The following is a 23228-nucleotide window of genomic DNA, read 5'->3' as shown; positions in this document are numbered from 1 at the left end:
CTGAGGGTCGCCATGAAGAGCTCATCCGTTGCGCGTTACCGCTACTACATCTTTTTCCTGATCATGTTGATGGCCTTGCTCAACTACATCGACCGGGGTGCGATTGCCTATGCCGCCGCCAGCGTCACTGCCGAATACGGCTTCGACAAGGGCGCCTGGGGTTCGGTGCTAGGCTATTTCGGTTATGGCTACATCCTTGGCGCGCTGTGCGGGGGTGTGCTGGCCGACCGCTTCGGCCCGCGCAAGGTCTGGTTCATCGCCGGGGCCACCTGGTCGCTGTTTGAAATCGCTACCGCATTTGCTGGCGACTTTGGCTTGGCCATGTTGGGTGGGTCGGCTATCGCAGGCTTTGCCACTATTCGCATCCTGTTCGGGTTTGCCGAAGGGCCGGCGTACTCGGTCATCAACAAAAGCGTGGCCAATTGGGCGACGCCCAAGGAGCGCGGGTTCGTCGTGTCCGTGGGGTTGCTCAGCACGCCATTGGGTGCGCTATTGACCGCACCGATCGCCGTCGGCTTGCAAACACTCACTGGTGACTGGCGCAGCATGTTCGTCATCCTGGGGGTAGCCAGCCTGGCGCTGCTGTTGTTTTTCATGCGCCGCTTCACCGACCGGCCCGATCAGAACCCGCGTGTCAGCCCTGAGGAGCTTGCCTATTTGCGCGCTGAGCGGGGGGAGGCCAAGCAGGTCGAATCGACCGACGTGCTGCCGTGGTGGAGCTTTTTCCAGAACCGTAACCTGGTACTCAATGCCATCGGTTACTTTTCGTTCGTGTACGTGACGTTCCTGCTGTTGAGCTGGACGCCCAAGTACCTGCAGGACCAGTTCCAGTACAACCTGTCGTCCCTTTGGTACATGGGCATGATCCCCTGGACCGGTGCCTGTTTCACGGTACTACTGGGCGGCCGTCTGTCAGACAAGTTGCTGCGACGTACCGGCAGTCTGGTGGTGGCGCGCAGCTGGTTGGCCGCGAGCTGCCTGCTGCTGACCACGTTGTGCTTCATCCTGGTGTCGCAGGCACAGACCATCTGGGGCGTGATTGCCTTGATGACCCTGGCCAACGCGCTGAACTCGCTGCCCAACTCGGTTTACTGGGCTGTGATCATCGACAGCTCGCCGGCCAATCGCACCGGCACCTACAGCGGCCTGACCCATTTCATTGCCAACACCGCCTCTTTTATCGCGCCCACTCTGACCGGTTATCTGACCGTGCATTACGGCTATTCCTCGATGTTCGTCGCTGCTGCAGTGGCCACCGCTATTGGCATGGCCGCGATGCTGATGGTTCGACCGGGTGTGCGCCAGGTGCCAGGTCCTAAAGCCCATTTGAATGAGCAAGCCGTATGAATACATCTCTACCCATGGATGCAGGCTTCTTCGTCAACACTGACGTGGCAGACTTGGGGCGCCGCCTGCGAGCAGGCGAGACAAGTTGTGTACGCTTGGTTCAGGCTGCGCTGGACAGCATCGCGCGCTTGAACCCCAGGTTGAACGCCTTTGTGCACGTGGATGCCGAAGGCGCCTTGCGCAACGCGGCGGCCGCCGACCTGGCATTGGCCCACGGCCGGGATGCCGGGCCCCTGCATGGCATTCCGGTGGCCGTGAAAGACAATATCGACACCGCCGACATGCCCACTACTTATGGCTCCGCACACTTTGCCGGCCATCAGCCTGAGCGCGACGCGCTGTGTGTGACGCGCCTGCGCGAGGCAGGGGCGATCATCGTGGGCAAGACCCTGACCCATGAATTTGCGTACGGGCCCACCGGCGATCGCTCGTTGCAGGGCGCCGCGCGAAACCCGTGGGATAGCACTGCCATGACCGGTGGTTCGAGTGCCGGCAGTGCCTGCGCGGTGGCGGCGGGCATGGTACCGCTGGCGGTGGGCACTGACACCGGCGGGTCTATCAGGATCCCCTCGGCCTTTTGCGGCGCCGTGGGCTTCAAGCCGAGTTTCGGCGCTGTACCGGTGGACGGTGTGTTTGCCCTGGCGAGCAGCCTGGACCATGTGGGGCCCATCGCGAACAACGTGGCAGATGCCGCACTGTTGTTCCGGGTGCTCAGCGATACGCAGGCTTTGCCCGATTCAAGCGTTGAGCCCTTGCGGGTTGGTTGGGTGCCCCCCGAGGTATTTGGGCCCATCGATGCGGCGGTTCGTGATGCGGTTTGGCGCCAGGCTGTGGCGCACTTTGGGCAAGCGCCGGCGATGGTCAGCGAAATCGAAGCGCTGGTGCCGCGCTTGCAATCAAGCATGACGGCCTTGCAGCGAGCCGAGGCTTATGAGGTGCATGCCGAGCGAATCCGCCAAGCCCCGGAGCTTTTTGACCCAGAAGTGCGTGAGCGCTTGCACCTGTCTGCAGAGGTCCGCGGCTGGGAATACATTCGCGCTGTTCGCGACCAGGCGCAGTTGGTTGTCGACATGGCGGCGCTGTTCGAGCACTACGACGTGTTGGTGATGCCAACGCTGCCCATCACTGCGCCGCAACTGGATCAGCGCGACGTCATTGTGCAGGGGCGGGCAGAACCGGTACGCAGCGCGGTGCTGAGCCTGACCAGTGCCTGGAACGTCACCGGTTTGCCGGCCATCAGCTTGCCGGCAGGATGTGTGAACGGCATGCCCATTGGCTTGCAGGTGATTGCCGCACGTGGACGCGATGGCTGGTTGTTGAGCAGGGTGTAGCAAGCACTTACAAATTATTGGAAGCAGGCTAGACTGGCTGTTAGCTGAAACGATTCACTAACAGCGCAGTCAATAATTCCAATAAGGACTACTTCATGAAATCCCTTCGCCTGCTGATCGGCTTGAGCACCCTTGCCACCGCTTCCCACGCCCTGGCGTGGGACTATGTGCTGCTCGACAGCGACAAGCCTGCACAAAACCAGCAAATCACCAGCCAGCAGTTGGGTGTGAAAACTGCCAAGCCGTTTTCCGTGACGATGCGCACCCTGCATGGTGGCCGTCAGGAAGGCGTGAGCGTGATCGATATCGACAACGGCACGCTAAAAGTCTCGGTGGTGCCCACCCGTGGCATGAACGTATTGCACGCCTCGGTGGGCGATGTGCGCATGGGCTGGGATTCGCCCGTGCAAGAGGTCGTGAACCCCGCGTTTATCGAGCTCAATGGCCGCGGCGGCCTGGGCTGGTTGGAAGGCTTCAACGAGATGGTCGCACGCTGCGGCTACGAATGGGTCGGCCACCCCGGCATGGACAACGGCGAACTGCTGACCCTGCACGGTCGCGCTGCCAACATCCCGGCCAGCAAGGTCACCCTGCACATTGACGAGCAACCGCCTTACGCCATCCACCTAAAGGGCGAGCTCAAGGAGCAGGCGTTCAAGAAAGTCGATTTCGACGTGCAAACCGAACTGGTCACCGAACCCGGTACCGCCCAGTTTGCCCTCAACGACACGCTGACCAACAACGGCGATTACCCCAAGGAATATCAGGCGCTGTACCACAGCAACTTCAGCACCCCGTTCCTGGAGCAGGGCGCCAAGGTCGCGATACCGGTGAAGCAGGTGTCGCCGTTCAACGAAAAAGCCAAGGGCGACCTCGCTGATTGGCAAACCTACCGCGCGCCTACACCCGACTACGACGAAACCGTCTACAACGTAGTGCCCTACGCCGACGCCAAGGGCCAGACCCTCGCCGTGCTGCATAACAAGGCCGGTAGCCTGGGCGTGGCCGTCGGCTTCAACACCCAGCAATTGCCGGTGTTCTCCCTGTGGAAAAACACCGACACCCACGGCCAGGGCTATGTCACGGGCCTTGAGCCGGGCACCAGCTTCTCCTACAACCGTCACTACCAACGGCCACTGAACCTGGTGCCCACCATTGGGCCCAAGGAGCAGCGCCAGTTCCAGATCAGCTACAGCCTGCTGGCAGACAAGGCGGCTGTGGATAAGTCGCTCAAGCAGGTGGAAACCGTTCAGGCGGGTAGGGCCACAGAAGTGCGCAAGGAGCCGCTGGTTGATTTGAGCAAGGAATAAAGGCCGCTTCACGCGTCTGGTGAGGAAGCAATTCATCACCAGAATCTTCCTACGCGGCACGCTGAACGCTCTGATATGAACGCGAACAGCCGCTGCAGTAAGGTCCGCTACCCCATGAAAACATGGGGTTACGTATCCGCATTGAGATACAGCCAATCCTTATCTGTAGCAAGGAAGTACTTCGTGAACATGTTCCTCAAGTGTGCCGCTCTCTCGACCCTCATCGCCACTGCCAGCGGCTGCGTCAGCTATAACGCCAGCCAGCCATCGGCCCCGATCGACAGCAGCGTCAAAGCCGACCTGAAGGCTGACGTCGCCGTGGGCGAAAGCATCACCGGCCAGTCTTCGGTGAACATCCTGTTTGGTTTCCTGAAGTTCGGCGGTGACACCCAGTTCGCCGATGGCGTGGCCTACGGTGGCGGCACCGGCGGCGGCCTGAGCATGTTGGACCCGGTCAGCGCCGTTAAATCCGCCGCAGCCTACAAGGCTGTCAAGGCTTCGGGCGCCGACCTGATCGTGGCACCGCGTTATGAAGTGACCGAGCAAAACTACTTCATCTTCAAGAAGGTGGATGTAACGGTCAAAGGCAACAAGGGCAACATCCGCAGCATCCGCTAAAGGCGGCCTCCCCGGCAAGGTTCTGGCCTTGTCGGGGGCTTGGGTACAATGGTTCAGAAGGGCAGCACAATAGGTAACCCGGATCCAGTGTGTCTTCGATGTACCCCCACGGAAGGGCTGAAATCCTAACTAGACAAGGCAGTTACAGAAAATCGGAAGTTTCCTGCACGGTGTGAATAACTCTCCTCAGACCATTCCTACTAAAGGTTAACCACTCACTGCCCCGAAGGCCGATACTGCAACGCCTCCGCCACATGCCCCCGCCCAATTTGGTCCTCCTTCTCCAGATCCGCCAAAGTCCGCGCCACTTTCAACAACCGATGCGCCGCCCTCAGTGACAGGGTCAGCCGCTCGCACGCGGTCTCCAACCATTTTTCGTCTTCTGTGGATAACTTGCAGTGTTCCCTGAGGCCCGGCAGGTCCAGGAAGGCATTCGCGCAGCCCTGGCGTTGCAACTGCCTGTCGCGCGCCTCGGCTACACGGGCTGCGGCACTGGCAGTGTCGTCGCCGGGTTGTGCTACCGGGGTGAGCGCCGTGGTTTCCCGGGCGACGGTAAGGTGCAGGTCGATACGGTCCAGCAGCGGGCCGCTGAGTTTGTTGCGGTAGCGGGCGATCTGGTCGGTGCTGCAACTGCAACGCCCGCTGGGTTCACCGAGATATCCACAGGGGCAGGGGTTCATGGCGGCAACCAATTGGAAGCGCGCCGGGAAGCGAATTTTGTCGCGAGCCCGGGCGATCACGATCTCGCCGGATTCCAGCGGCTCCCGCAGAACCTCGAGCACCTTGCGATCAAACTCGGGCAGCTCATCGAGAAACAGCACGCCATGATGCGCCAGGGTGATTTCGCCGGGTTGCGGCCGGCTGCCACCGCCGACCAGCGCGGCACCTGATGCTGAGTGGTGCGGGTGCCTGAAGGGCCGCTGCGGCCAGTTTTTCAACGGCACGTGGCTGGCGACGGATTGGATGGCCGCCACCTCCAGCGCTTCCTTTTCAACCAGCGGCGGCAGCAAACCCGGTAGGCGGCTGGCGAGCAGGGTTTTGCCGGTGCCCGGCGGGCCACTGAAAAGCAGATTGTGGGCGCCGGCCGCGGCCACCAGCAGCGCGCGTTTGGCGGCGACCTGGCCTTGTACTTCGTTCAGGTCGGGGTAGGGCTTGCTGATCAGCAACAGGCCGTTGGCGCTGTAGGGCGCGATGATGTGCTGCCCATTGAAGTGCGCCACCAGCTCTTGCAGATTGTTCGCGGCGATCACGCTCAACCCGGAGGCCAGGCAGGCCTCCTCGGCGTTGTCCCGGGGTACCACCAGCGCCCGGCCGGCCTCCCGCGCGGCGAGTGCTGCCGGCAACACGCCCTGCACCGAGCGCACCGCCCCGGAAAGCGCCAGTTCACCCAGGCACTCCACCTCCCGCAACGAAGCAATCGGCACCTGCCCGCTGGCCGCCAGGATGCCCAAGGCAATGGCCAGGTCAAAACGCCCACCGTCCTTGGGCAGGTCGGCAGGGGCCAGGTTCAGGGTAATACGCCGGTTGGGAAAGTTGAGCCCGGAGTTGATGATCGCGCTGCGCACCCGGTCTTTGCTTTCTTTCACCGAGGCTTCCGGCAGGCCGACCAGGGTCAGCGCCGGCAAGCCGTTGGCCAGGTGCGCCTCAACCGTGACGGCCGGCGCACCCACGCCCACCTGGGCGCGGCTGTGGACGATGGATAGGGCCATGTTTGCTCCATGCACTCAAGGGGAGCCGCTTCCTGCGGCATGTGTTGAGGATAGAGCGCTAAGGCTTTTGGGGCAGGAAAGTCTGAGTCGTGATGTTGCCCTCTAGATCCTGAACTGCCCCACCAGCGCGCCCAGCCGCTGGCCAAGCCCGGCCAGATTGCGCGAGGTCTGTGCACTCTGCTGCGTTTCATCGGCCATGCTGTCCACGGCCGTGGCGATCTGGTGCACGCTGCGGTTGATCTCTTCGGCAACCGCTGTCTGTTCTTCGGCGGCACTGGCGATTTGCGCGTTCATGGAGTTAATGGTGCCGATCAGTTGGGCGATCATGTCCAGCGAGGCGCCGGCTTCGTTGGCGCGCTGCGAAGTGCCTTCGCCGGCTTCGCTGGAGCGGCGCATGGAGTCCACGGCGGTTTGCGTGCCTTTTTGCAGGCGGTCGATCATGCCCTGGATTTCCTGGGTGCTCTGTTGGGTACGGCTGGCCAGGGCCCGGACTTCGTCGGCGACCACGGCGAAGCCACGGCCGGCTTCACCTGCGCGGGCAGCTTCGATGGCCGCGTTGAGGGCCAGCAGGTTGGTTTGCTCAGCGATGGAGCGGATCACGCCGAGCACGCTGACGATCGATTGCACGTCGCCTTGCAGGCTGTCCAGCGAGGCGCCACTGCCGCGTATGTCGCCGATCAGTGCATGGATCTGCGCGATGCTGCCGTCCACCACGCGTTTGGCGTTTTGGCCTTCGGCGTCTGTCTGTTGCGCGGCGACGGCGGCGCCTTGGGCGCTTTTCGCCACTTCCTGGGCCGCCGAGGACATCTCGTTGATGGCTGTGGCCACCTGATCGGTTTCCTGGCGCTGGCGCTCCATGGTGTTTTCCGAACGCTGGGCCTGGTCGGCCACTTCAACCACCAAGCCGGTGAGTTGGCTAGTCATTTCGGCGATCTGGCGCACCAGTCCGTGGATCTTGTCGACGAACAGGTTGAAGGAGTGCGCCAATTGGCCCAGCTCATCCTTGCTGGTAATCGGCAGGCGGCGGGTCAGGTCGCCTTCGCCGGCGGCAATGTCGTCCAGGTTGGCCTTGATCGCGAACAGCGGCCGCACGATGGTGTTTGCCATTACCAAGCCGACCAACGCGATGACCAGCAGCAACACGGCGGTAATCCCCAGAATGCTCAGCAACATTTTTTGCATGTCGGCGCTAACGCGGGCCTGCACCTTGGCAGTCAGCGCGTCGATGTTGTCCAGGTTGATCGAGGTGCCTACCACCATGTCCCATTTGGGCAGGTATTCGGTGTAGCCCAGTTTGGGTACTAGCACATCACTGCCCGGCTGAGTGGAGCTGTACTGGGCGTAATGGCTACCGTCCTTGGCCACGCGTACCAATTCACGGTTCACGTACACGCCGTTGGGGTCGCGGTTGTCCTTGAAGGATTTGCCGACGCCGTCGGGGCTGTTGCCCTTGAACAGGCGCACGGTGTCAGAATCGTAACCGAAGAAATAGCCGTCCTTGCCGTAGGTGATGTTCGACAGCAGCTTGACGACCTGGTCACGCGCCCCGGTATCGCCAGCGGCTGCGGCGTCGTAAAGGGGTTTGATGGTGTTGAGCGCCACTTCGACATAGCCATGCAGCGTTTCGCGGGATTCGGCGATGAGCCGTTCGCGGGTGTCGCTGACTTCCTGATCAGCCTGCTGGCGCAAAATCCAGTAGGTGCTGATGCTGATCACCGCCGCAAACAACAGCACCGGGACCACGGCCAGGGAAAGGACCTTACCCTTCAGACTGAGACTCATTTTATTTTTCTCTCGTGAGTATTTGCCAGGGGGACGCAAAGGCGATTGCCTAGCCAGTATGTCGGCGCAAGGCGAGGTAAGTTGAGGGCGCGCGGTGTCAGTGCGGCAAATCGCTCATGAACGCTTCCAGTCGCGAGCGCAGCCAGCGCTCCGCAGGGTCGGTGTCCATTACGCTCAGCCATACCATCGACAAATCCAGCGTCGGTGTATCAAAAGGCAGCGGCTCATCGAAAAGATGCCCGGAAGCGGCCATGGCCTTGGCGGTGTAGTCCGGAAGGCCTGCTAAAAGATCCGTGCCGGCCAGCAGTGCAGGCAAGGCGCTGAATTGGGGCACGGAAAGCACGACGTGGCGTTTGCGGCCGATTTCTTCCAGCCACTCATCGGCCACGCCGCTGATGTTGGCGGTGTGCGAGACCAGCACGTGGGGCCGCGTGCAGTATTCGTCGAGGGTCAGCGGTGTATCGGATTTGTCGGCGCGCAGCACCCTGGGCTGGATGCGTCGCAGCAATTTACGCTTGGCGTTGGCTGGCAGGCCACGGGTTTGGCTGATGCCCACGGTGATGTCACCGGAGGCGAGCAGGTCGGGCACCCGCCAATAGTCGACGTGTTGCACCACGAATACCACTTTGGGCGCTTCTTCGCGCAAGGCTCGCAGCATGGGCGGCAATAGGCCGAACTCGACATCGTCGGACAAGCCGATGCGAAAGGTCATGGTGCTGCTGGTGGGGTCGAAGTCGTGGGTCAGGCTGATCGCCACCGACAGTGCGTCGAGGGCTGGCGACAGGTGTCGAGCAATTTCTTCTGCGCGCGCGGTGGGCTCCATGCGATGGCCGACACGCACGAACAGCGGGTCGTTGAACATGGTACGCAAGCGATTGAGAGCAGCGCTGATGGTCGGTTGGCCGAGGAACAGCTTCTCGGCGACTCGCGTCACGTTGCGTTCGAGCATCAACGTCTCGAACACCACCATGAGGTTCATGTCGGCCTTGCGCAGCTCGTTTCGATTCATCGGCGATGCCCCCTCGGTGATTGACCGGAGTGTAGGGAGGGGGGGAGGTGGCGTCTAGCAGGATTGGCGGGGCGTTATGTGGGGGCACGGCTTGCTGGCGATGGCGGCAGTAAAAGCGCCATCGCCAGCAAGCTGTGCTGCCACAGGAGCGGGTTTACTCGGCGGCGGGCGTCAGGCGCGCTTCAAGCTCGGCCACCTTGGCCTCCAGGGTTTCGAGCCGCGCACGGGTGCGGGCCAATACCACCATTTGGCTGTCGAATTCTTCACGGCTGACCAGGTCCAGTTTGCTGAAGCCACTTTGCAGCAGCACCTTGAACTGGCTCTCGAGTTCGGCGCGCGGTTGCGCGGTGTCGCCGCTGAAAAGACGCGTAGCGTGGTCGCCCAGGGCGTCGAGGAAGGCTTTAGGCGCGAGCATGGTCAGGTTCCTGAATCAGATTGGCGGCAGTGTATCACGCAGGTGTCTATAGTCAGTGACCGTGGGCTGCACGCATTTCGTGCGGCTCGACCCAATAGGGCGCACCGGGTTGGTGCGTAACCGTTGATCAGGAACCTGTTGCAGTCCCGAGTTTGCTGGCAACAGGCCGAAATTGTTGGGTTGCGACGACATGGCAAGCTTTCTGCTTAGACACTACTGACCCATGCACTGATGCAGTCACTGGTGACGAATGCAGTGCGCAGGCTGAAAGGGAAGTGTTTCGTCAGGAGTGGTTTCTGGTGTCGATCAGGGGATGCAAGATCGACGACGCGTTACAAAGCCAGACACTGCGCTTAGACTTGAGTCGGGTTTGTTTTCCTGGGGCAAGTCCACCAATTCGGGAGAGAGTTTCATGAAGCTAGTCACTGCCATCATCAAGCCGTTCAAGTTGGACGACGTACGCGAGTCGCTGTCTGAAATCGGCGTGCAGGGCATTACCGTTACTGAAGTCAAAGGCTTCGGGCGGCAGAAGGGCCACACCGAGCTGTACCGCGGCGCGGAGTACGTGGTTGATTTCCTGCCCAAGGTAAAGATTGACGTCGCCATCGACGACAAGGATCTGGACCGGGTTATCGAGGCAATCACCAAAGCCGCCAACACCGGCAAGATCGGTGATGGCAAGATTTTCGTGGTCAATCTGGAACAGGCGATTCGCATCCGTACCGGCGAAACCGATACCGACGCGATTTAAGCCGCCAAACCCAACGCCCCAGGAGAAAACAATATGACTCTGCGTCAATTCGCAGGGCTAGGAGCCCTGTTGTCCCTCGCTTTACCCGGTCTGGCCCTGGCGGCTGACCCGGTTCCGGCCCCCGTCCTCAACGCCGGCGATACGTCCTGGATGTTGACCTCGACGGCCCTCGTGCTGTTCATGACTATTCCTGGCCTGGCGCTGTTCTACGGCGGCATGGTCCGTTCCAAGAACGTGCTGTCGGTGATGATGCAGTGTTTCGCAATCACCGGCTTGATCAGCATTCTCTGGATCCTCTACGGCTACAGCCTGGCCTTCGATACCACGGGTATGGAAGCTGGCGTCGTCAACTACAACTCCTTCGTGGGCAGCCTGGCCAAGGCGTTCCTCGCGGGTATCACCCCGGCGAGCATCACAGGCCCTGCGGCGCTGTTCCCCGAGGCGGTGTTCGTTACCTTCCAGATGACCTTCGCCATCATCACCCCGGCGCTGATCGTCGGTGCCTTCGCAGAGCGGATGAAATTCTCCGCCATGCTGGTGTTCATGGGCATCTGGTTCACCCTGGTGTACGCGCCAATCGCGCACATGGTCTGGAGCGGCCCGGGTTCGCTGCTCGGTGACTGGGGCGTGCTGGACTTCGCTGGTGGCACCGTGGTGCACATCAACGCTGGTGTGGCTGGCCTGGTCGCATGCCTGGTACTGGGCAAGCGCAAAGGCTTCCCGACCACCCCGATGGCCCCGCACAACCTGGGTTACACCTTGATGGGCGCGGCCATGCTGTGGGTCGGCTGGTTCGGCTTCAACGCAGGTTCCGCTGCAGCTGCCAACGGCACCGCCGGCATGGCCATGCTGGTTACCCAGATCGCTACCGCCGCCGCTGCACTGGGCTGGATGTTCGCCGAGTGGCTGACCCACGGTAAGCCAAGTGCCTTGGGCATCGCCTCGGGTGTGGTTGCCGGCCTGGTTGCCATTACCCCGGCCGCCGGTACCGTGGGCCCGATGGGCTCCCTGGTGATCGGCCTGGCTGCAGGCGTGGTGTGCTTCTTCTGCGCAACCACCCTGAAACGTAAAATGGGCTACGACGACTCCCTGGACGCCTTCGGCGTGCACGGCATCGGCGGTATCCTGGGCGCCATCCTGACCGGCGTGTTCGCTGCCCCCTCGCTCGGTGGCTTCGGCACCGTGACCGATATCGGCGCACAAGTCTGGATTCAGTTCAAAGGCGTGGCCTTCACCGTGGTTTACACCGCCATCGTCACCTTCATCATCCTCAAGGTGCTGGACGTGGTCATGGGCCTGCGTGTGAACGAAGAGGAAGAGTCCGTCGGCCTCGACCTGGCGCAACACAACGAGCGCGGCTACAACCTGTAACCATCGCAAAAAAAAATGCCCGGTTCGCCGGGCATTTTTTCGTCTGGACTTTGTCATTTCAAACAGGCGCAAACGGTTTACGTGGCGGTTATGCCGTGTTGTCTGGCGTCCTGTTATAAAAAGGCCATTGGCTTACAGAATTAAGAGCCTGAAAGCCTCTTTGCTTTTTCCCTGAGCGCGCTAGAATGCGCCCCGAACGTGTGGAGAATGGTATGTGGCAGCAGACCCTGATTACCTTGCGGCCCCGGCCCCGGGGGTTTCATCTGGTAACCAATGAGTTGCTGGAAAGTCTGCCGCAAGTACGATCATGTCGTATCGGCCTGCTACATTTGTGGCTGCAACATACCTCGGCCTCGTTGACCATCAACGAAAATGCCGACCCTGCGGTTCGTCGTGACTTCGAACGTTTCTTCAACCGGATGGTGCCCGAGGGTGCCGCAGGCTTTGAACACAACGACGAAGGCGCTGATGACCTGCCGGCGCACTTCAAGGCCAGTTTGCTAGGCTGCCAAGTGACTCTTCCGGTCTCGGACGGTCGGTTGGCGATGGGTACCTGGCAAGGTGTTTATTTAGGCGAGCACCGCGATCATGGCGGTGCGCGCAAGGTTCTCGCCACGTTACAGGGCGAGGGCGTTTAGCCGCTGACGTCAGCGGATGTGAATTTTTCCTGGCGGCCTTCAACTAGGGCTGAAGCTGGGCTATAAAATAAATCTGCTTTTCGCAAGTCATGAGGTAGAACATGAGCGACGATGATCTGGAAAACGACGAACTCGAAGTAGGCGACGAGGACGATACCGAGGAAAGCCTTGAAGTGGCTGCCGAGGACGTTGCGGACGACGATGGTGGCGATGCTCCCGCGCCCACTGCCAAAGGCAAGGCCAAGGCAGCGGTGTCGGTCGACGAACTGCCGAGCATAGAAGCCAAGAACAAGGAGCGTGATGCCCTTGCCCGGGCGATGGAAGAGTTTCTGTCGCGCGGTGGCAAAGTGCAGGAAGTCGAGCCGAACGTGGTAGCCGACCCGCCCAAGAAGCCAGACAACAAATACGGCAGCCGCCCTATCTGATTGCCTGATTCAAATGAAAAAGCCCGCCGTCGCTGCGGGTTTTTTCATGCCTGGGATTTGTGTTGTGGTTTGCGCCCCGGTAGGCGCGGATTTATCCGCGAACCAAGTGCCGCGGCCTACCAGGCTGCCAACACCCCAGGCAGCTCCGAAAGGCTTTGGATCTCGGCATCCGGCTGATGCTCGGCGTCCCATGCCTTGCCCTGCGGGTTGTACCAGACGGCCCGCATACCGGCCTGCTGCGCGCCAAAGATGTCATCGCCGGGGTGGTCGCCGATATGCACGGCGGCACTTGCAGGGATCTGCACGCGGTTCAGGGCTTCCTGGAACAAGCGCACATCCGGTTTGCCGATGCCAATGTCCTCGGCGCACAGGATCACTGCGAAATGGTCTTCCAGGCCCAGGCGGCGTACGTCGGCGTTGCCGTTGGTGATCACCCCCAGGGTGTAGCGCTGGGCAAGCGCCTCCAGGGTCGGGGTGACCTCCGGGAATACTTCGATCTGGTGCCGGGCGTGCAGGAATACCTCAAAGCTTTGGTCGGCCAAGGACTGCGCGCGCGCCTCGACGTAGCCGGCATCGTTCAGGGCATGGAACAGCACCTTGCGCCGCAGTGCGCTGATGCGATGTTTCAAGCCAGGTTCTGCCTCTATCAGGCGCTGGCGGATGGCGAACAGGTGCTCCACCGGTACGCCGCCCAATTTGGGTGCATGCTCGGCCAGCCATTCGCGCAACACGGTCTCGGCGCTGATGATCACAGGCGCCGTGTCCCACAGGGTGTCGTCAAGATCGAAGGTGATCAGCTTGATGCTCATGAATCACTGTCCTTGCTGCGTTTGGCCCGCGGGTGGGCGCTGTCGTAGACCGTGGCCAGGTGCTGGAAGTCCAGGTGGGTGTAGATCTGCGTGGTGGCGATGTCGGCGTGGCCGAGCATCTCCTGAACCGCGCGCAGGTCCTGGGACGATTCCAGCAGGTGGCTGGCAAATGAGTGTCGCAACATGTGCGGGTGAAGATTTTGCCCCAGCTCGCGCTCGCCAGCAGCCTTGACCCTTAGCTGGATGGCCCGTGGCCCCAGGCGCCGGCCTTGCTGGCTGACGAATACGGCGTCGTCGGGCGGGTTGCTCAGGGCGCGCAGGGGCAGCCACTGTTGCAACGCTTCGCGGGCCTTGCGGCCGACCGGCAACACGCGGACCTTGCTGCCTTTGCCGTGCACTTGCACCAGGCCATCGGCCAAGTCCAGTTGTTCAAGGTTCAGGCTGGTCAGTTCGGACAGGCGCAGGCCCGAGGAATAGAACAGCTCCAGCATGGCTTGATCGCGATGGGCAAGGAAGTCGTCTTCCACCGCGCCATCGAGCAATTGCAGGGCACGGTCGGTGTCCAGGGTGCGGGGCAGGCGCCGTTCGCCCTTGGGCGGCGACAGGCCGTTGGCCGGGTCGTGGCTGCAGATGCCTTCGCGGTTGAGGTAGCGATAAAAGCCCCGGACCGCCGACAGCAGGCGCGCCAGGCTGCGGCCCGATTGGCCGAGTTGATGCTGGCGGGCAACCAGCCGGCGCAACTGCTGGATGTCGAGCGCAGCCCAAGTGGCCAGGTGCTCTTTCTGGCAGAACGCGAGCACCTTGTTCAGGTCGCGGCGGTAAGCTTCCAAGGTGTGGCCGGACACTTGCCGCTCACTGCGCAAGTGCGTGCAGTAAGCATCCAGGTGCGCTTCCATGGGCTAGCGAACCGAGCGCAGGGCGCTGGTATGGCGAGGCAGTACGCGGCCCAGTATTTCGGCGATGTAGCTGAGGAACAGCGTGCCCACCGAGCTCTTGTAGTGCTGCGGGTCGCGGCTGCCGATGGCCAGCACGCCATGCAGGCCTTGATGGACCAGGGCGACCACTGCCGTGGAGCCGACCTGCTTGCGCTGCTCTTCGCCAAACAGGAAGTCCAGTTCGTGATCACGCAGGTTGCCGCTGACGGTCTTGCCGCTCGACAAAAGCCCACCGATGGCTTGCTGGGCGTCGCCGCTGCTGACCCAGCGGCCCACGGGGGTAGCGATCTCGCTGAACAGGATCAGGCTGACAAAGGGCACCTGGAATTCCTGGCGCAAGCTGTCTTCGACGCAAATCACCACTTCTTCCAGGCTGCTGGCGTCCAGCACGTCGAGGATCAGCCGGCGGGTTTTCTCGAACAGGCGATCATTGTCCCGGGCCACGTCCATCAGTTGCGACAGGCGATGGCGCATCTCGATGTTGCGGTCGCGCAGCAATTTCATCTGCCGCTCTACCAACGACACGGTGTCGCCCCGTTGGTGTGGCAGGCGAAGGCTTAGCAGCAGGTCTTCGCGCTCCACGAAATAGTCCGGGTTGGCGTGCAGGAACTCTGCGACGGCGTCAGCCTCAAGTACTGGCTTCAAGCCGTCGGAGGTAGGCTCACTGAGCTTTTTGGCGGGAGCCTGAGGCTGGTCGGTCATGGTCTGTACTCACTCATAGACGAACTTGTCCTTCGTATACCCGTACTGCGGGGCCGGTCATCATGACTGGGTGGCCGGGGCCGGCCCACTCGATGGACAGGCGCCCACCTGGCAGGTCGATCAGCAGTGGTGATTCCATCCAGCCCTGGCTGATGGCCGCCACGGCGGCTGCGCAGGCACCGGTACCGCAAGCCTGGGTTTCCCCGGCACCGCGCTCCCACACACGCAATTGTGCGCGCTGGCGATCCACGACGTGCAGGAAACCGACGTTTACCCGCGCCGGGAAGCGCGGGTGGTGTTCGATCTTCGGCCCCAATTGGTGCACGGGGGCATTGTTGATATCGTCCACGCGCAGCACGGCATGGGGGTTGCCCATGGACACGGCGGCGACCTGCACGGTCTGGCCGTCGACCTCCAACGGGTAGCTGGTGGCTTGTGCCGGCGCCTGGAACGGAATATCGGCAGGCACCAGGCGTGGCGGGCCCATGTCGACGCAGATCTGGCCGTCGCTGCGGATATCCAACTGGATGATGCCGCTCTTGGTTTCAACGCGGATGAGTTTTTTGGCCGTCAGGCGCTTGTCCAGCACGAAGCGGGCGAAGCAGCGGGCACCGTTACCGCATTGCTCCACTTCCGAGCCGTCGGAGTTGAAGATCCGATAGCGGAAGTCCACGTCCGGATTACTCGGCGCCTCGACGATCAACAGTTGGTCGAAGCCGATACCGGTGTGGCGATCGCCCCACTGTTTGGCGTGCTTTGGCAGGATGTGCGCGTGCTGGCTGACCAGGTCCAAAACCATGAAGTCATTGCCCAGCCCGTGCATCTTGGTAAAACGCAGCAGCATGGGCTTACTCCGGCAGCAGGCTTTCGCCAGCAAACAGCTCGGCCACCGTCTCGCGACGGCGAACTTCGAAGGCAGTGTCACCGTCGACCAGGATCTCGGCACCAACGCCCGCGGGTGTTGTAGTTCGAGCTCATAACGAAACCATAGGCGCCTGCCGAGTGAACGGCCAGCAGGTCACCCTCTTCAAGGGCCAATTGGCGGTCCTTGGCGAGGAAATCACCGGTTTCGCAGATCGGGCCGACCACATCGTAGGCGCGGCTGGCACCCTCGCGTGGCTGCACGGCGGTCACGTCCATCCAGGCCTGGTATAGCGCCGGGCGAATCAGGTCGTTCATCGCCGCGTCGACGATGGCGAAGTCCTTGTGCTCGGTGTGCTTGAGGTATTCCACGCGGGTCAGCAGCACGCCGGCGTTGGCGACGATGTAGCGACCCGGCTCGAACACCAGGGCCAGGTCGCGATCACCCAGGCGCTCGCGCACGGCCTTGATGTAGTCGGCGGCCAGTGGCGGCTCTTCATCGCTGTAACGCACGCCCAGGCCGCCGCCCAAGTCCAGGTGGCGCAGGAAGATCCCGCAGTCGCCCAGCCGGTCGATCAGATCGAGCAAGCGGTCCAGGGCATCCAGGAAAGGTGCCAGGCTGGTCAGCTGTGAGCCAATGTGGCAATCCACGCCCACCACTTCCAGGTTGGGCAACTGCGCGGCGCGGATATACACGTCCTCGGCTTCGCTGATGGCGATGCCGAACTTGTTCTCTTTAAGGCCCGTGGAGATATACGGGTGGGTGCCGGCATCGACGTCCGGGTTCACGCGAAGCGATATGGGCGCGCGTACGCCCATCTCGGCCGCCACCACTTGCAGGCGCTCCAGCTCATCGGTGGACTCGACGTTGAAGCAGTGCACGCCCACTTCCAGGGCGCGGCGCATGTCGTCGCGGGTTTTGCCCACGCCAGAAAACACAATGCGATCGGCTTTGCCGCCGGCTGCCAGCACCCGCTCCAGTTCACCACCGGAGACGATGTCAAAGCCTGCGCCCAGGCGTGCGAGTACGTTCAGCACGCCCAGGTTGGAGTTGGCCTTGACCGCAAAGCACACCAGGTGCGACATGCCGCTCAGGGCGTCGGCGTAGGCACGGTACTGGGCCTGGATGTGAGCGCGCGAGTACACGTAGGTCGGCGTGCCGAAGCGTGCGGCTACGGCGGACAGGGCAACCCCTTCCGCGAACAGCTCGCCGTCCCGGTAGTTGAAAGCGTCCATGAGGATCCCTTAAGAGTGCTTGTGCGACTGCGTCTTTGCCTGGTCATCGGGGGATTTGCTGTCATCGGGAAGATACAGCGGGCCTTTTTGACCGCAGGCAGTGACCAGGCAAGCAACCGCGACAAGCGCAGCAAGGGAAGTGATCAGGCGCTTCATGACGAAAACCTTATGGGTAAGCATTAATTGCGCCCGAGTATACCGGCCACCCGGCGCCTTGCCTATGTAGCCTGTCACCCGTCCGGCGGCGGGGGTTGCGAAGGGGCGCGTGGTCGTTATTCTTTGCATTCGGCGGGCGGTACTCGTATCTTGCCGCGCAGCAATGCGAGTAGACACTTTTCGAGGTTCCCGCCATGAGTTTGACCGAAGCCCGCTTTCACGATCTGGTCGATGCCACCCAACAGGCATTGGAAGAGCTTTTCGAAGATCACGCCGATGACATCGAAATTTCTTCCGGCTTGATGACCATCAAGTTCGATAACGGCAGCCAGTTGATCATCAGCCGCCAGGAGCCTCTGCGCCAGTTGTGGTTGGCGGCGCGTTCCGGCGGCTATCACTTTGACTACGACGAAGAGTCGGGCAAGTGGACCTGCGAGAAGTCTGAAGAGCTGCTGGGCGAAATCCTCTTTCGCTCGACGAAGGACCAGGCCGGCGTCGAGCTGGACTTCGAAGAGATCTGACAGTGAACGCTTCCGTGGACAAGCCGCGCCCGCCCAAGCCGCTGTACAGCAACGTCAGCCCGGCCGTACCGTCGCCGTGCATCAGCCTGTGCCGGCTGGACGAGCAAAAAGTCTGCCTGGGCTGTTTTCGCCATGTCGAAGACATCCGCGAGTGGCGTGCGGCCGACGATCAGCGTCGGCGGCAAATTTGCGAGAATGCCGCGCAACGCCGCCAATCGGCTCAGTGACGTTCTGTAACAAATCTGCCGGTTAGCTTGCCCCGGTTCCTGTGCTAGTGTCCAAGCACCCTTCGCGTGACGAAGCCCCCGAAACCCCGCCTTTCCCGGCGGGGTTTTGCTTTATCTCGCCCCTGAAAAAACAACAAAGGAGTTTGCCCGGATCATGAGCACCGCCCCCAACCTTATCCTCACCCGCCTGGACGTGCAGCGTCTGGAACGCCTTATCGACAGCCTCGACGAGGCTACGCCCGGGGTGCTGGCCCTGCAGGCCGAGCTTGATCGGGCTGGCGAGGTGGTTGGCCATGACGAGGTCCCCGCGGGCGTTGTGACCATGAATTCGCGAGTGCACTGCCGCGAAGAACTCAGCGGCAAGGATTACCACCTGACCCTTGTGTACCCGCAGGATGCCGGGGCGCAAGGCCGGGTATCGATCCTGGCCCCGGTAGGCAGCGCCTTGCTCGGGCTGACGGTGGGCGAGCAGATCGACTGGCCGGCACCGGGCGGCAAACACCTGAAATTGACCCTGCTGGGCATCGAGTACCAGCCTGAGGCAGCGGGTGATTTCGCGCTTTAAAGCCTGTCCAGCGCGATATTGATCGAGCGCTCCAGGTCGGCCTTGTAGCGTAGGTACAAGTGGGTGGAGGGCTGGCCTTCACCCAGCAACCCCGACAAGTCCAGGTCGGTGATGTAGCAGCGGTAGCGCGTGGTGTCCTGGCGCTGGCCGAGGATTTCCCGGGCGACCATGGCGTACAACTGGTCGCCGTGCTCCAGGTCGCTGAATTCCTTCTGGTTGCAGTAGAGCGTGACTTGCCCCTGGGTGGGCGCCGACTTCCCGATGATTGCTTGAACGTCGTAGTACGGCTTGTCCACCGAGGTGAGTGGTGGCAGCCGCGGCTCGACGCTGCGCGGGCGTGCCGGGCCGTCGGGCAGGATCTGGTAATACAGGGTTTCCAGAGGTGCGCCAGCCAGGTTTTCCAGCGGCATCAGCGCTGCGCGCCGATAGTGGATGGACTGCAAGAAGCGCTGCAGCGGCATCAACAGACTCTGTTCGTCATGGAGCGGCAGGCGTTGGTGCCACAGGCTGTTCAGTTCATCCAGCACATAGAGCTCGGCGCGCCCCTCATGCAAGCGATAGAACACTTGCACGCATTCGGGCTGGCCCTGGGGCAGGACCACGGCCAAGTCGTGCCCATGTAGGGCGTGGCTATCCAGGTGCACCGGGCTGTAGCTGGCCAGGTCGTTGCCCAAGTACAGCAGCAAGGCCGGCAGGGTGGCCAGGGCCACGTGGGTGACCTGGCCGGGGCTCAACTCAAGTATGTGGTAATGCTGCTGCACCTGGATGAGGTAGCGATGATTAAGCCGCTGCTTCAACAATTGCTGGGCCGTGGCCAGTAGCGCCTCCACCCGTTGGGCAATGGCTGGTGCACGGTTGTGACAGAAGCAGCGCACCCGTACCCGCGGCGGATCAAGGTCCGCTGGCAGGCTGTTGAGGTAGTCGCGCAGGCATTCGAGCAGTGCGTATGGGCCATCGAAACGCAGGGTTTGTAGCTCATTCCAGCTGTTGAGCGTGACCTGGTCCAGGGTCAGCACCAGGTTTTCCCGCACGCCGGCATAGCTCAGCGAGTCGGTGCGCTCGGTGGTCATGTGTACGTTCAGTTCGCGGTGGTGCTTGAGCGGGTCGATGCCCACGTTGATCAGCAGCAATACCTCGCTGGGCACGCTGGGGCGCAACAAGCGCTCTTCCTGCACCGTGGGCAGCGGTAGGGCGACGGTTTGCTGCAGGCTGCCAAGCAGGTTGAACAGCTCCGATTCGCTCAGGTCACTGCTGCCCGGGTGCAGTGCCAGCCGGGTGCTGCTGTCGATAATCCCATTGCGGTGGCTCCAGGCGAGCAGGTCGAGCAGTTCGCGGCAGCGCTTGAAGGGCGCAAAGTGCTCCCACTCGTAGATACCCAGGCTGCCGTTGTACAGGCCCCAGTAAAACTGGCCGGGCTCGCGTCGGTTGGGCGCCTGCACCAGGGTCAAGGTGTCTTCGGCCAAGTCCGGGGCGATGCCCGGGTTGATGAATTCGATTTTTCCGGCCTTGCGCTCGAAGGCTGCGTACAGCCTGCGGCCGAGCACGTTCAGGTCGCGGGTATTGACCAGGTTGGTGGTTTGCTCGGTGCGGGCAAATTGGGTCAGGAAGCGGTAGCTGTGGTTGAGTTCGCTGACCAGTGCGCGCCGCTCGCTGCCTACCTGGCGCACCTTCCATTGGCTACGGCTGTCGAGCAAGGCCAGTTGGCGCTCATCCCAATTCCATTCCCGGGCCAGGGTTTCCAGCAGCTTGCGCTGCCAGCTTTGGCTGCGTTGCCGGCGCAGGCTGGTGAGTTTTTTGTTCACCTTCAGGTACAGGGCGCGGCGCACCAGTTCCAGGCGCTCGGTTTCGCCACGTGCTTTGAGGTACTCCTCGATGCGGCGGTACACCACCATGTACGGGTCAAGTTCGTCGAGGTCCAGGCGGTTGGCAAACACCGATTGCTTGAAACGCAGGCTCAGGCACACCACCTGGGGGTGCTCGCTGGCGTAGACCTCGGTCAGCAGCAGCTTGAGTACCGACTTGTAAGGTGACTCAATGCCCTTGAACAGTTGCCACAGCCCTGCACCGATGTATTCGCCGGGCGGGATGTGGGCCAGGTTGCCCAGGTCCAAGGTGTCGTCTGCACGAATGAAGCGCTTGGAAATCAGCGTGTGGGTGAACTCGGCGTAGCGCGGCTCCTCGTACACGGGTACCAGCCACCACAGCGGGGTGCGCCCGGCCAGCCACAGCGCAGTGCGGTAGAACTCATCCAGCAACAGGTAGTGCTGGGTGGTGCCGCAGTCTTCCGAGCTGAGTTGGGCGTCGCGTTCGCCCTTGACGAAGCGCTGCGGGTCGATCAGGAAAAAGTGTGCTTCGGCGCCCTGGCTGGCCGCCCAGGTTTCCAGCAGTTGGCACTTACGGCGCAACTCTTCCAGTTCATCCTGGCCCAGGTCGGGTGCATGGCATACCCAGACGTCCATGTCGCTTTGCTCGGTCTGCGCCAGTGAGCCCAGGCTGCCCATCAAAAACAGCCCGTGGATGGGGCGTGGCGGGTTGCCGTGGCGGGCCTTGTAGCTGAATGAGCGCGTCAGGCGCAGGGCCTCGGCCAAGGTGTCAGCTTGCGGCTCGTAGTGCGAGACGCCGGCCGGCGTCGCCCCCGATACATACCCTGGCAGCAAGGGGTGGTTGACGTGAAAAAAGAGCGGCAACAACTTGACCACGGTTTGTTGCCGGCTCGACAGGCCGTCCATGGCGCGGTTCATCCGGCCCTGGTTGAGCAGAAGAAAGCGCGCACGCAGCTGGCTGAGAACCTGACGGTCGATTCCCTGTTCCAGGTCGGGGCGTATCTCTTGGGTGCGCGTCATTTCGGGCTCGAGGTAGCGTGTACTGCGCCGTTAAATTGGCGAAGTGATGGACTCTAGCCACTTTATCGGCGCACTTGAGCGAAATTTGAGCGTATTTATGCGATTTATATCAGGCAGCAAACAGCGCCCGTGAATAAGGGCGCTGGTGCCTGAGAGGCGAAGGGGTTCAGGCGGCTTCGGCAGCCTTGGTGGTCAGTATGGTGAGCAGCGATTGGGCATGATCCGCTGCCTGCAAGCCCAGGCTGGTCAGGTAGCCGCCATCGGCTTGGGTAATCAGGGCCTTGTCGAACAGGCGCTGGGTGGCGGCAATGGCTTGGGGAGCGGCGGTGTGGTGGATCTTCAGCCCCTCCTGCTTATTGTCCAGGTTGAACAGTGCAAGGATTTCCAGTTCGGCAACCAGCTCAGGGGTATACGACATAGGTACTCCAGACTTTTCTAGATATAGACGACAGCACCCTGTGGGTGCCCGACGTGGCGCCCCGGGCGAACACATGGCAGCGGGGCTTTTCTAGTGTAGTTAGGCTATGGGAAATCTGCCGAATAAACCTTCGGCTTATTCGGGCTTGGCTTCCGGCGGCAATTCAGGCAATGCGCGAAGGGCCGCTTCGTACCAAACGGTGTCGAACGCGCGGTCTTCTTCGAGAATTTTGTCGATTTCGACGGCCAGTACATGGGCCATCATTTCGAGAATGTCGTCGCGTTCGTAGCCTACCAGGGTCAGTTTGTTGAACGTGGCCTTGGCCGCTGGCGGGTTGTCGCTTTCGATCTGGTTTTCGATGGCCTGGATCAGGGTGTCCTCGGCGAACTGCTCGTCTTCGTCGTTTTCGATCTTGGTTTGGTCGTTCATGCGGGTATTCCTGTCTGTAGGCGGCCAGTTTAACGGTATTCGGAGACTTTCCCTGCTTGGTCGAGCTGGTTTTTTGGCAAAAATTCCATGCTCTCTTTCAGCCAGGGATATGGCTACGATGCCAGCGTCTTCAATCGACGGCCAGGGAGGCCTCCGATGTTAAAATTATACGGTTTTGCGTCCAGCAACTATTTCAACATGGTCAAGCTGGTGTTGCTGGAAAAGGGCCTCGCCTTCGAAGAGGTCCTGCTACACGGTTGCCAGAATCCGGAGATTCTTGCCAAAAGCCCTCGCGGCAAGATCCCGATTCTCGAGACGCCCGAGGGCTTTGTCAGCGAGACCGACGTCATCATTGGCTACCTGGAAGAAGCAGCCGGCGGCCTGCCGCTGATGCCGGCGTCCCCCTTCGAACGGGCGCAGGTCAAGGCATTGGCCAAGGAGATAGAGTTGTACATCGAGCTGCCGGCGCGCGTGTGCTACGTGGAGGCGTTCTTTGGCGGCCGGGAAACGCCTGCGGTGTTGAAGGCCAAGGCCAGGCGCGACTTGATCAAGGGTTTCGCGGCATTGGCGGCACGCGGCAGATTTTGCCCGTATGTGGCCGGAGCGCAGTTCACCATTGCCGATGTCTATTTTTTGTACAGCGTTGATCTGGCGCAGCAGGTAGGCCAAAAACTGTTCGGCATTGACCTGATGGAGGCAATGCCCAAGGCCCAGGCACTGTTGGAGTTGCTATCGACCAGGCCTTGCGTAGAGCAAGTGGCGGCAGGCCGCGCGCTTGACGCCCCGCTATTTCTAGCGAGGCTTCAAGCGGCAGGGTAAG

The 23228-nt window shown here is 61.6% G+C and carries 24 protein-coding genes and 1 pseudogene; 12 read left to right on the top strand and 13 right to left on the bottom strand.

Features of this window, described 5'->3' with window-relative positions; all coding sequences use genetic code 11:
* Positions 1 to 12 precede the first annotated feature (12 nt).
* The 4 genes from L9B60_RS10705 to L9B60_RS10690 all read left to right on the top strand — a co-directional run bounded on the left by L9B60_RS10705 (position 13) and on the right by L9B60_RS10690 (position 4606).
* On the top strand, positions 13 to 1347 hold the full coding sequence (locus L9B60_RS10705) for an MFS transporter (protein WP_249678458.1): 1335 nt from the start codon (positions 13 to 15) through the stop codon (positions 1345 to 1347).
* Positions 1344 to 2678: an amidase gene (locus tag L9B60_RS10700; RefSeq protein WP_249678457.1), complete on the top strand. Its 1335-nt coding sequence runs from the start codon at positions 1344 to 1346 to the stop codon at positions 2676 to 2678. Before L9B60_RS10705 ends, L9B60_RS10700 begins: the two co-directional genes overlap by 4 nt.
* 95 nt (positions 2679 to 2773) lie before the next feature.
* The gene (locus L9B60_RS10695; protein ID WP_249678456.1) at positions 2774 to 3988 is read left to right on the top strand and encodes an aldose 1-epimerase family protein; all 1215 of its coding nucleotides are present in this window, start codon (positions 2774 to 2776) and stop codon (positions 3986 to 3988) included.
* A gap of 189 nt (positions 3989 to 4177) precedes the next feature.
* A complete protein-coding gene (locus L9B60_RS10690; RefSeq protein ID WP_249679705.1) occupies positions 4178 to 4606 on the top strand; it encodes a hypothetical protein in 429 nt (142 codons plus the stop codon).
* A 215-nt stretch (positions 4607 to 4821) separates the two neighbouring features.
* On the opposite strand, the gene L9B60_RS10685 is transcribed toward L9B60_RS10690, so the two are convergent.
* The 4 genes from L9B60_RS10685 to L9B60_RS10670 form a co-directional block, all read right to left on the bottom strand.
* On the bottom strand, positions 4822 to 6315 hold the full coding sequence (locus L9B60_RS10685; protein WP_249678455.1) for a YifB family Mg chelatase-like AAA ATPase: 1494 nt from the start codon (positions 6313 to 6315) through the stop codon (positions 4822 to 4824).
* Between the two features lie 102 nt (positions 6316 to 6417).
* Positions 6418 to 8097 carry a methyl-accepting chemotaxis protein CtpM gene (ctpM, locus tag L9B60_RS30780; protein ID WP_249678454.1) on the bottom strand — a complete coding sequence of 560 codons (1680 nt, stop codon included), beginning with the start codon at positions 8095 to 8097 and terminating at the stop codon, positions 6418 to 6420.
* A gap of 97 nt (positions 8098 to 8194) precedes the next feature.
* Positions 8195 to 9106, bottom strand: coding sequence for a LysR family transcriptional regulator (locus L9B60_RS10675; protein WP_249678453.1), 912 nt, complete (start codon positions 9104 to 9106; stop codon positions 8195 to 8197).
* A 154-nt stretch (positions 9107 to 9260) separates the two neighbouring features.
* Positions 9261 to 9521: an accessory factor UbiK family protein gene (locus tag L9B60_RS10670; RefSeq protein ID WP_249678452.1), complete on the bottom strand. Its 261-nt coding sequence runs from the start codon at positions 9519 to 9521 to the stop codon at positions 9261 to 9263.
* Positions 9522 to 9933: 412 nt separating this feature from the next.
* Between L9B60_RS10670 and glnK the strand changes: the two genes are divergently transcribed.
* From glnK to sutA, 4 genes are all read left to right on the top strand, one after another.
* Positions 9934 to 10272 (top strand): P-II family nitrogen regulator, encoded by a 339-nt coding sequence (glnK, locus tag L9B60_RS10665; protein ID WP_002555808.1) that lies wholly within the window; start codon positions 9934 to 9936, stop codon positions 10270 to 10272.
* A 33-nt stretch (positions 10273 to 10305) separates the two neighbouring features.
* Positions 10306 to 11643, top strand: coding sequence for an ammonium transporter (locus tag L9B60_RS10660; RefSeq protein ID WP_249678451.1), 1338 nt, complete (start codon positions 10306 to 10308; stop codon positions 11641 to 11643).
* A gap of 212 nt (positions 11644 to 11855) precedes the next feature.
* A complete protein-coding gene (locus L9B60_RS10655; RefSeq protein WP_249678450.1) occupies positions 11856 to 12281 on the top strand; it encodes a secondary thiamine-phosphate synthase enzyme YjbQ in 426 nt (141 codons plus the stop codon).
* A 101-nt stretch (positions 12282 to 12382) separates the two neighbouring features.
* Positions 12383 to 12706: a dormancy-specific transcriptional regulator SutA gene (sutA, locus tag L9B60_RS10650; protein WP_249678449.1), complete on the top strand. Its 324-nt coding sequence runs from the start codon at positions 12383 to 12385 to the stop codon at positions 12704 to 12706.
* Positions 12707 to 12822: 116 nt separating this feature from the next.
* Here sutA and L9B60_RS10645 read toward each other — a convergent pair whose 3' ends face one another.
* The 6 genes and pseudogenes from L9B60_RS10645 to lptM all read right to left on the bottom strand — a co-directional run bounded on the left by L9B60_RS10645 (position 12823) and on the right by lptM (position 17405).
* Positions 12823 to 13515, bottom strand: coding sequence for an HAD family hydrolase (locus L9B60_RS10645; RefSeq protein ID WP_249678448.1), 693 nt, complete (start codon positions 13513 to 13515; stop codon positions 12823 to 12825).
* The gene (gene xerC, locus L9B60_RS10640) at positions 13512 to 14411 is read right to left on the bottom strand and encodes a tyrosine recombinase XerC (protein WP_249678447.1); all 900 of its coding nucleotides are present in this window, start codon (positions 14409 to 14411) and stop codon (positions 13512 to 13514) included. Before xerC ends, L9B60_RS10645 begins: the two co-directional genes overlap by 4 nt.
* Before the next feature lie 3 nt (positions 14412 to 14414).
* Complete coding sequence (locus L9B60_RS10635; protein ID WP_249678446.1) at positions 14415 to 15152, bottom strand: DUF484 family protein; 738 nt, start codon at positions 15150 to 15152, stop codon at positions 14415 to 14417.
* Positions 15153 to 15165: 13 nt separating this feature from the next.
* Positions 15166 to 15996, bottom strand: a complete 831-nt coding sequence (dapF, locus tag L9B60_RS10630) for a diaminopimelate epimerase (protein ID WP_249678445.1) — start codon at positions 15994 to 15996, stop codon at positions 15166 to 15168.
* Between the two features lie 4 nt (positions 15997 to 16000).
* Positions 16001 to 17249, bottom strand: a pseudogene (gene lysA / locus L9B60_RS10625) (diaminopimelate decarboxylase).
* Between the two features lie 9 nt (positions 17250 to 17258).
* Positions 17259 to 17405 (bottom strand): LPS translocon maturation chaperone LptM, encoded by a 147-nt coding sequence (lptM, locus tag L9B60_RS10620; RefSeq protein WP_249678444.1) that lies wholly within the window; start codon positions 17403 to 17405, stop codon positions 17259 to 17261.
* A gap of 194 nt (positions 17406 to 17599) precedes the next feature.
* Between lptM and cyaY the strand changes: the two genes are divergently transcribed.
* The 3 genes from cyaY to rnk all read left to right on the top strand — a co-directional run bounded on the left by cyaY (position 17600) and on the right by rnk (position 18718).
* On the top strand, positions 17600 to 17926 hold the full coding sequence (cyaY, locus tag L9B60_RS10615) for an iron donor protein CyaY (protein ID WP_249678443.1): 327 nt from the start codon (positions 17600 to 17602) through the stop codon (positions 17924 to 17926).
* Positions 17927 to 17928: 2 nt separating this feature from the next.
* Complete coding sequence (locus tag L9B60_RS10610) at positions 17929 to 18153, top strand: DUF1289 domain-containing protein (protein WP_249678442.1); 225 nt, start codon at positions 17929 to 17931, stop codon at positions 18151 to 18153.
* 154 nt (positions 18154 to 18307) lie between these two features.
* On the top strand, positions 18308 to 18718 hold the full coding sequence (gene rnk, locus L9B60_RS10605) for a nucleoside diphosphate kinase regulator (protein WP_249678441.1): 411 nt from the start codon (positions 18308 to 18310) through the stop codon (positions 18716 to 18718).
* Here rnk and L9B60_RS10600 read toward each other — a convergent pair.
* The 3 genes from L9B60_RS10600 to L9B60_RS10590 all read right to left on the bottom strand — a co-directional run bounded on the left by L9B60_RS10600 (position 18715) and on the right by L9B60_RS10590 (position 22408).
* Complete coding sequence (locus L9B60_RS10600) at positions 18715 to 21561, bottom strand: class I adenylate cyclase (protein WP_249678440.1); 2847 nt, start codon at positions 21559 to 21561, stop codon at positions 18715 to 18717. The two genes, rnk and L9B60_RS10600, sit on opposite strands and share 4 nt — an antisense overlap.
* 166 nt (positions 21562 to 21727) lie before the next feature.
* Positions 21728 to 21979, bottom strand: coding sequence for a TIGR02647 family protein (locus L9B60_RS10595; RefSeq protein WP_249678439.1), 252 nt, complete (start codon positions 21977 to 21979; stop codon positions 21728 to 21730).
* Between the two features lie 135 nt (positions 21980 to 22114).
* Positions 22115 to 22408, bottom strand: coding sequence for a hypothetical protein (locus tag L9B60_RS10590; protein ID WP_249678438.1), 294 nt, complete (start codon positions 22406 to 22408; stop codon positions 22115 to 22117).
* A 156-nt stretch (positions 22409 to 22564) separates the two neighbouring features.
* On the opposite strand from L9B60_RS10590, the gene L9B60_RS10585 reads away from it, so the two are divergent.
* On the top strand, positions 22565 to 23227 hold the full coding sequence (locus L9B60_RS10585) for a glutathione S-transferase family protein (RefSeq protein ID WP_249679704.1): 663 nt from the start codon (positions 22565 to 22567) through the stop codon (positions 23225 to 23227).
* The last annotated feature ends 1 nt before the right edge of the window (position 23228 follow it).

The organism is Pseudomonas abieticivorans (genome assembly GCF_023509015.1).
In the GTDB taxonomy this organism is placed as follows: domain Bacteria; phylum Pseudomonadota; class Gammaproteobacteria; order Pseudomonadales; family Pseudomonadaceae; genus Aquipseudomonas; species Aquipseudomonas abieticivorans.
This window is presented reverse-complemented; position numbering and strand designations above follow the sequence as displayed.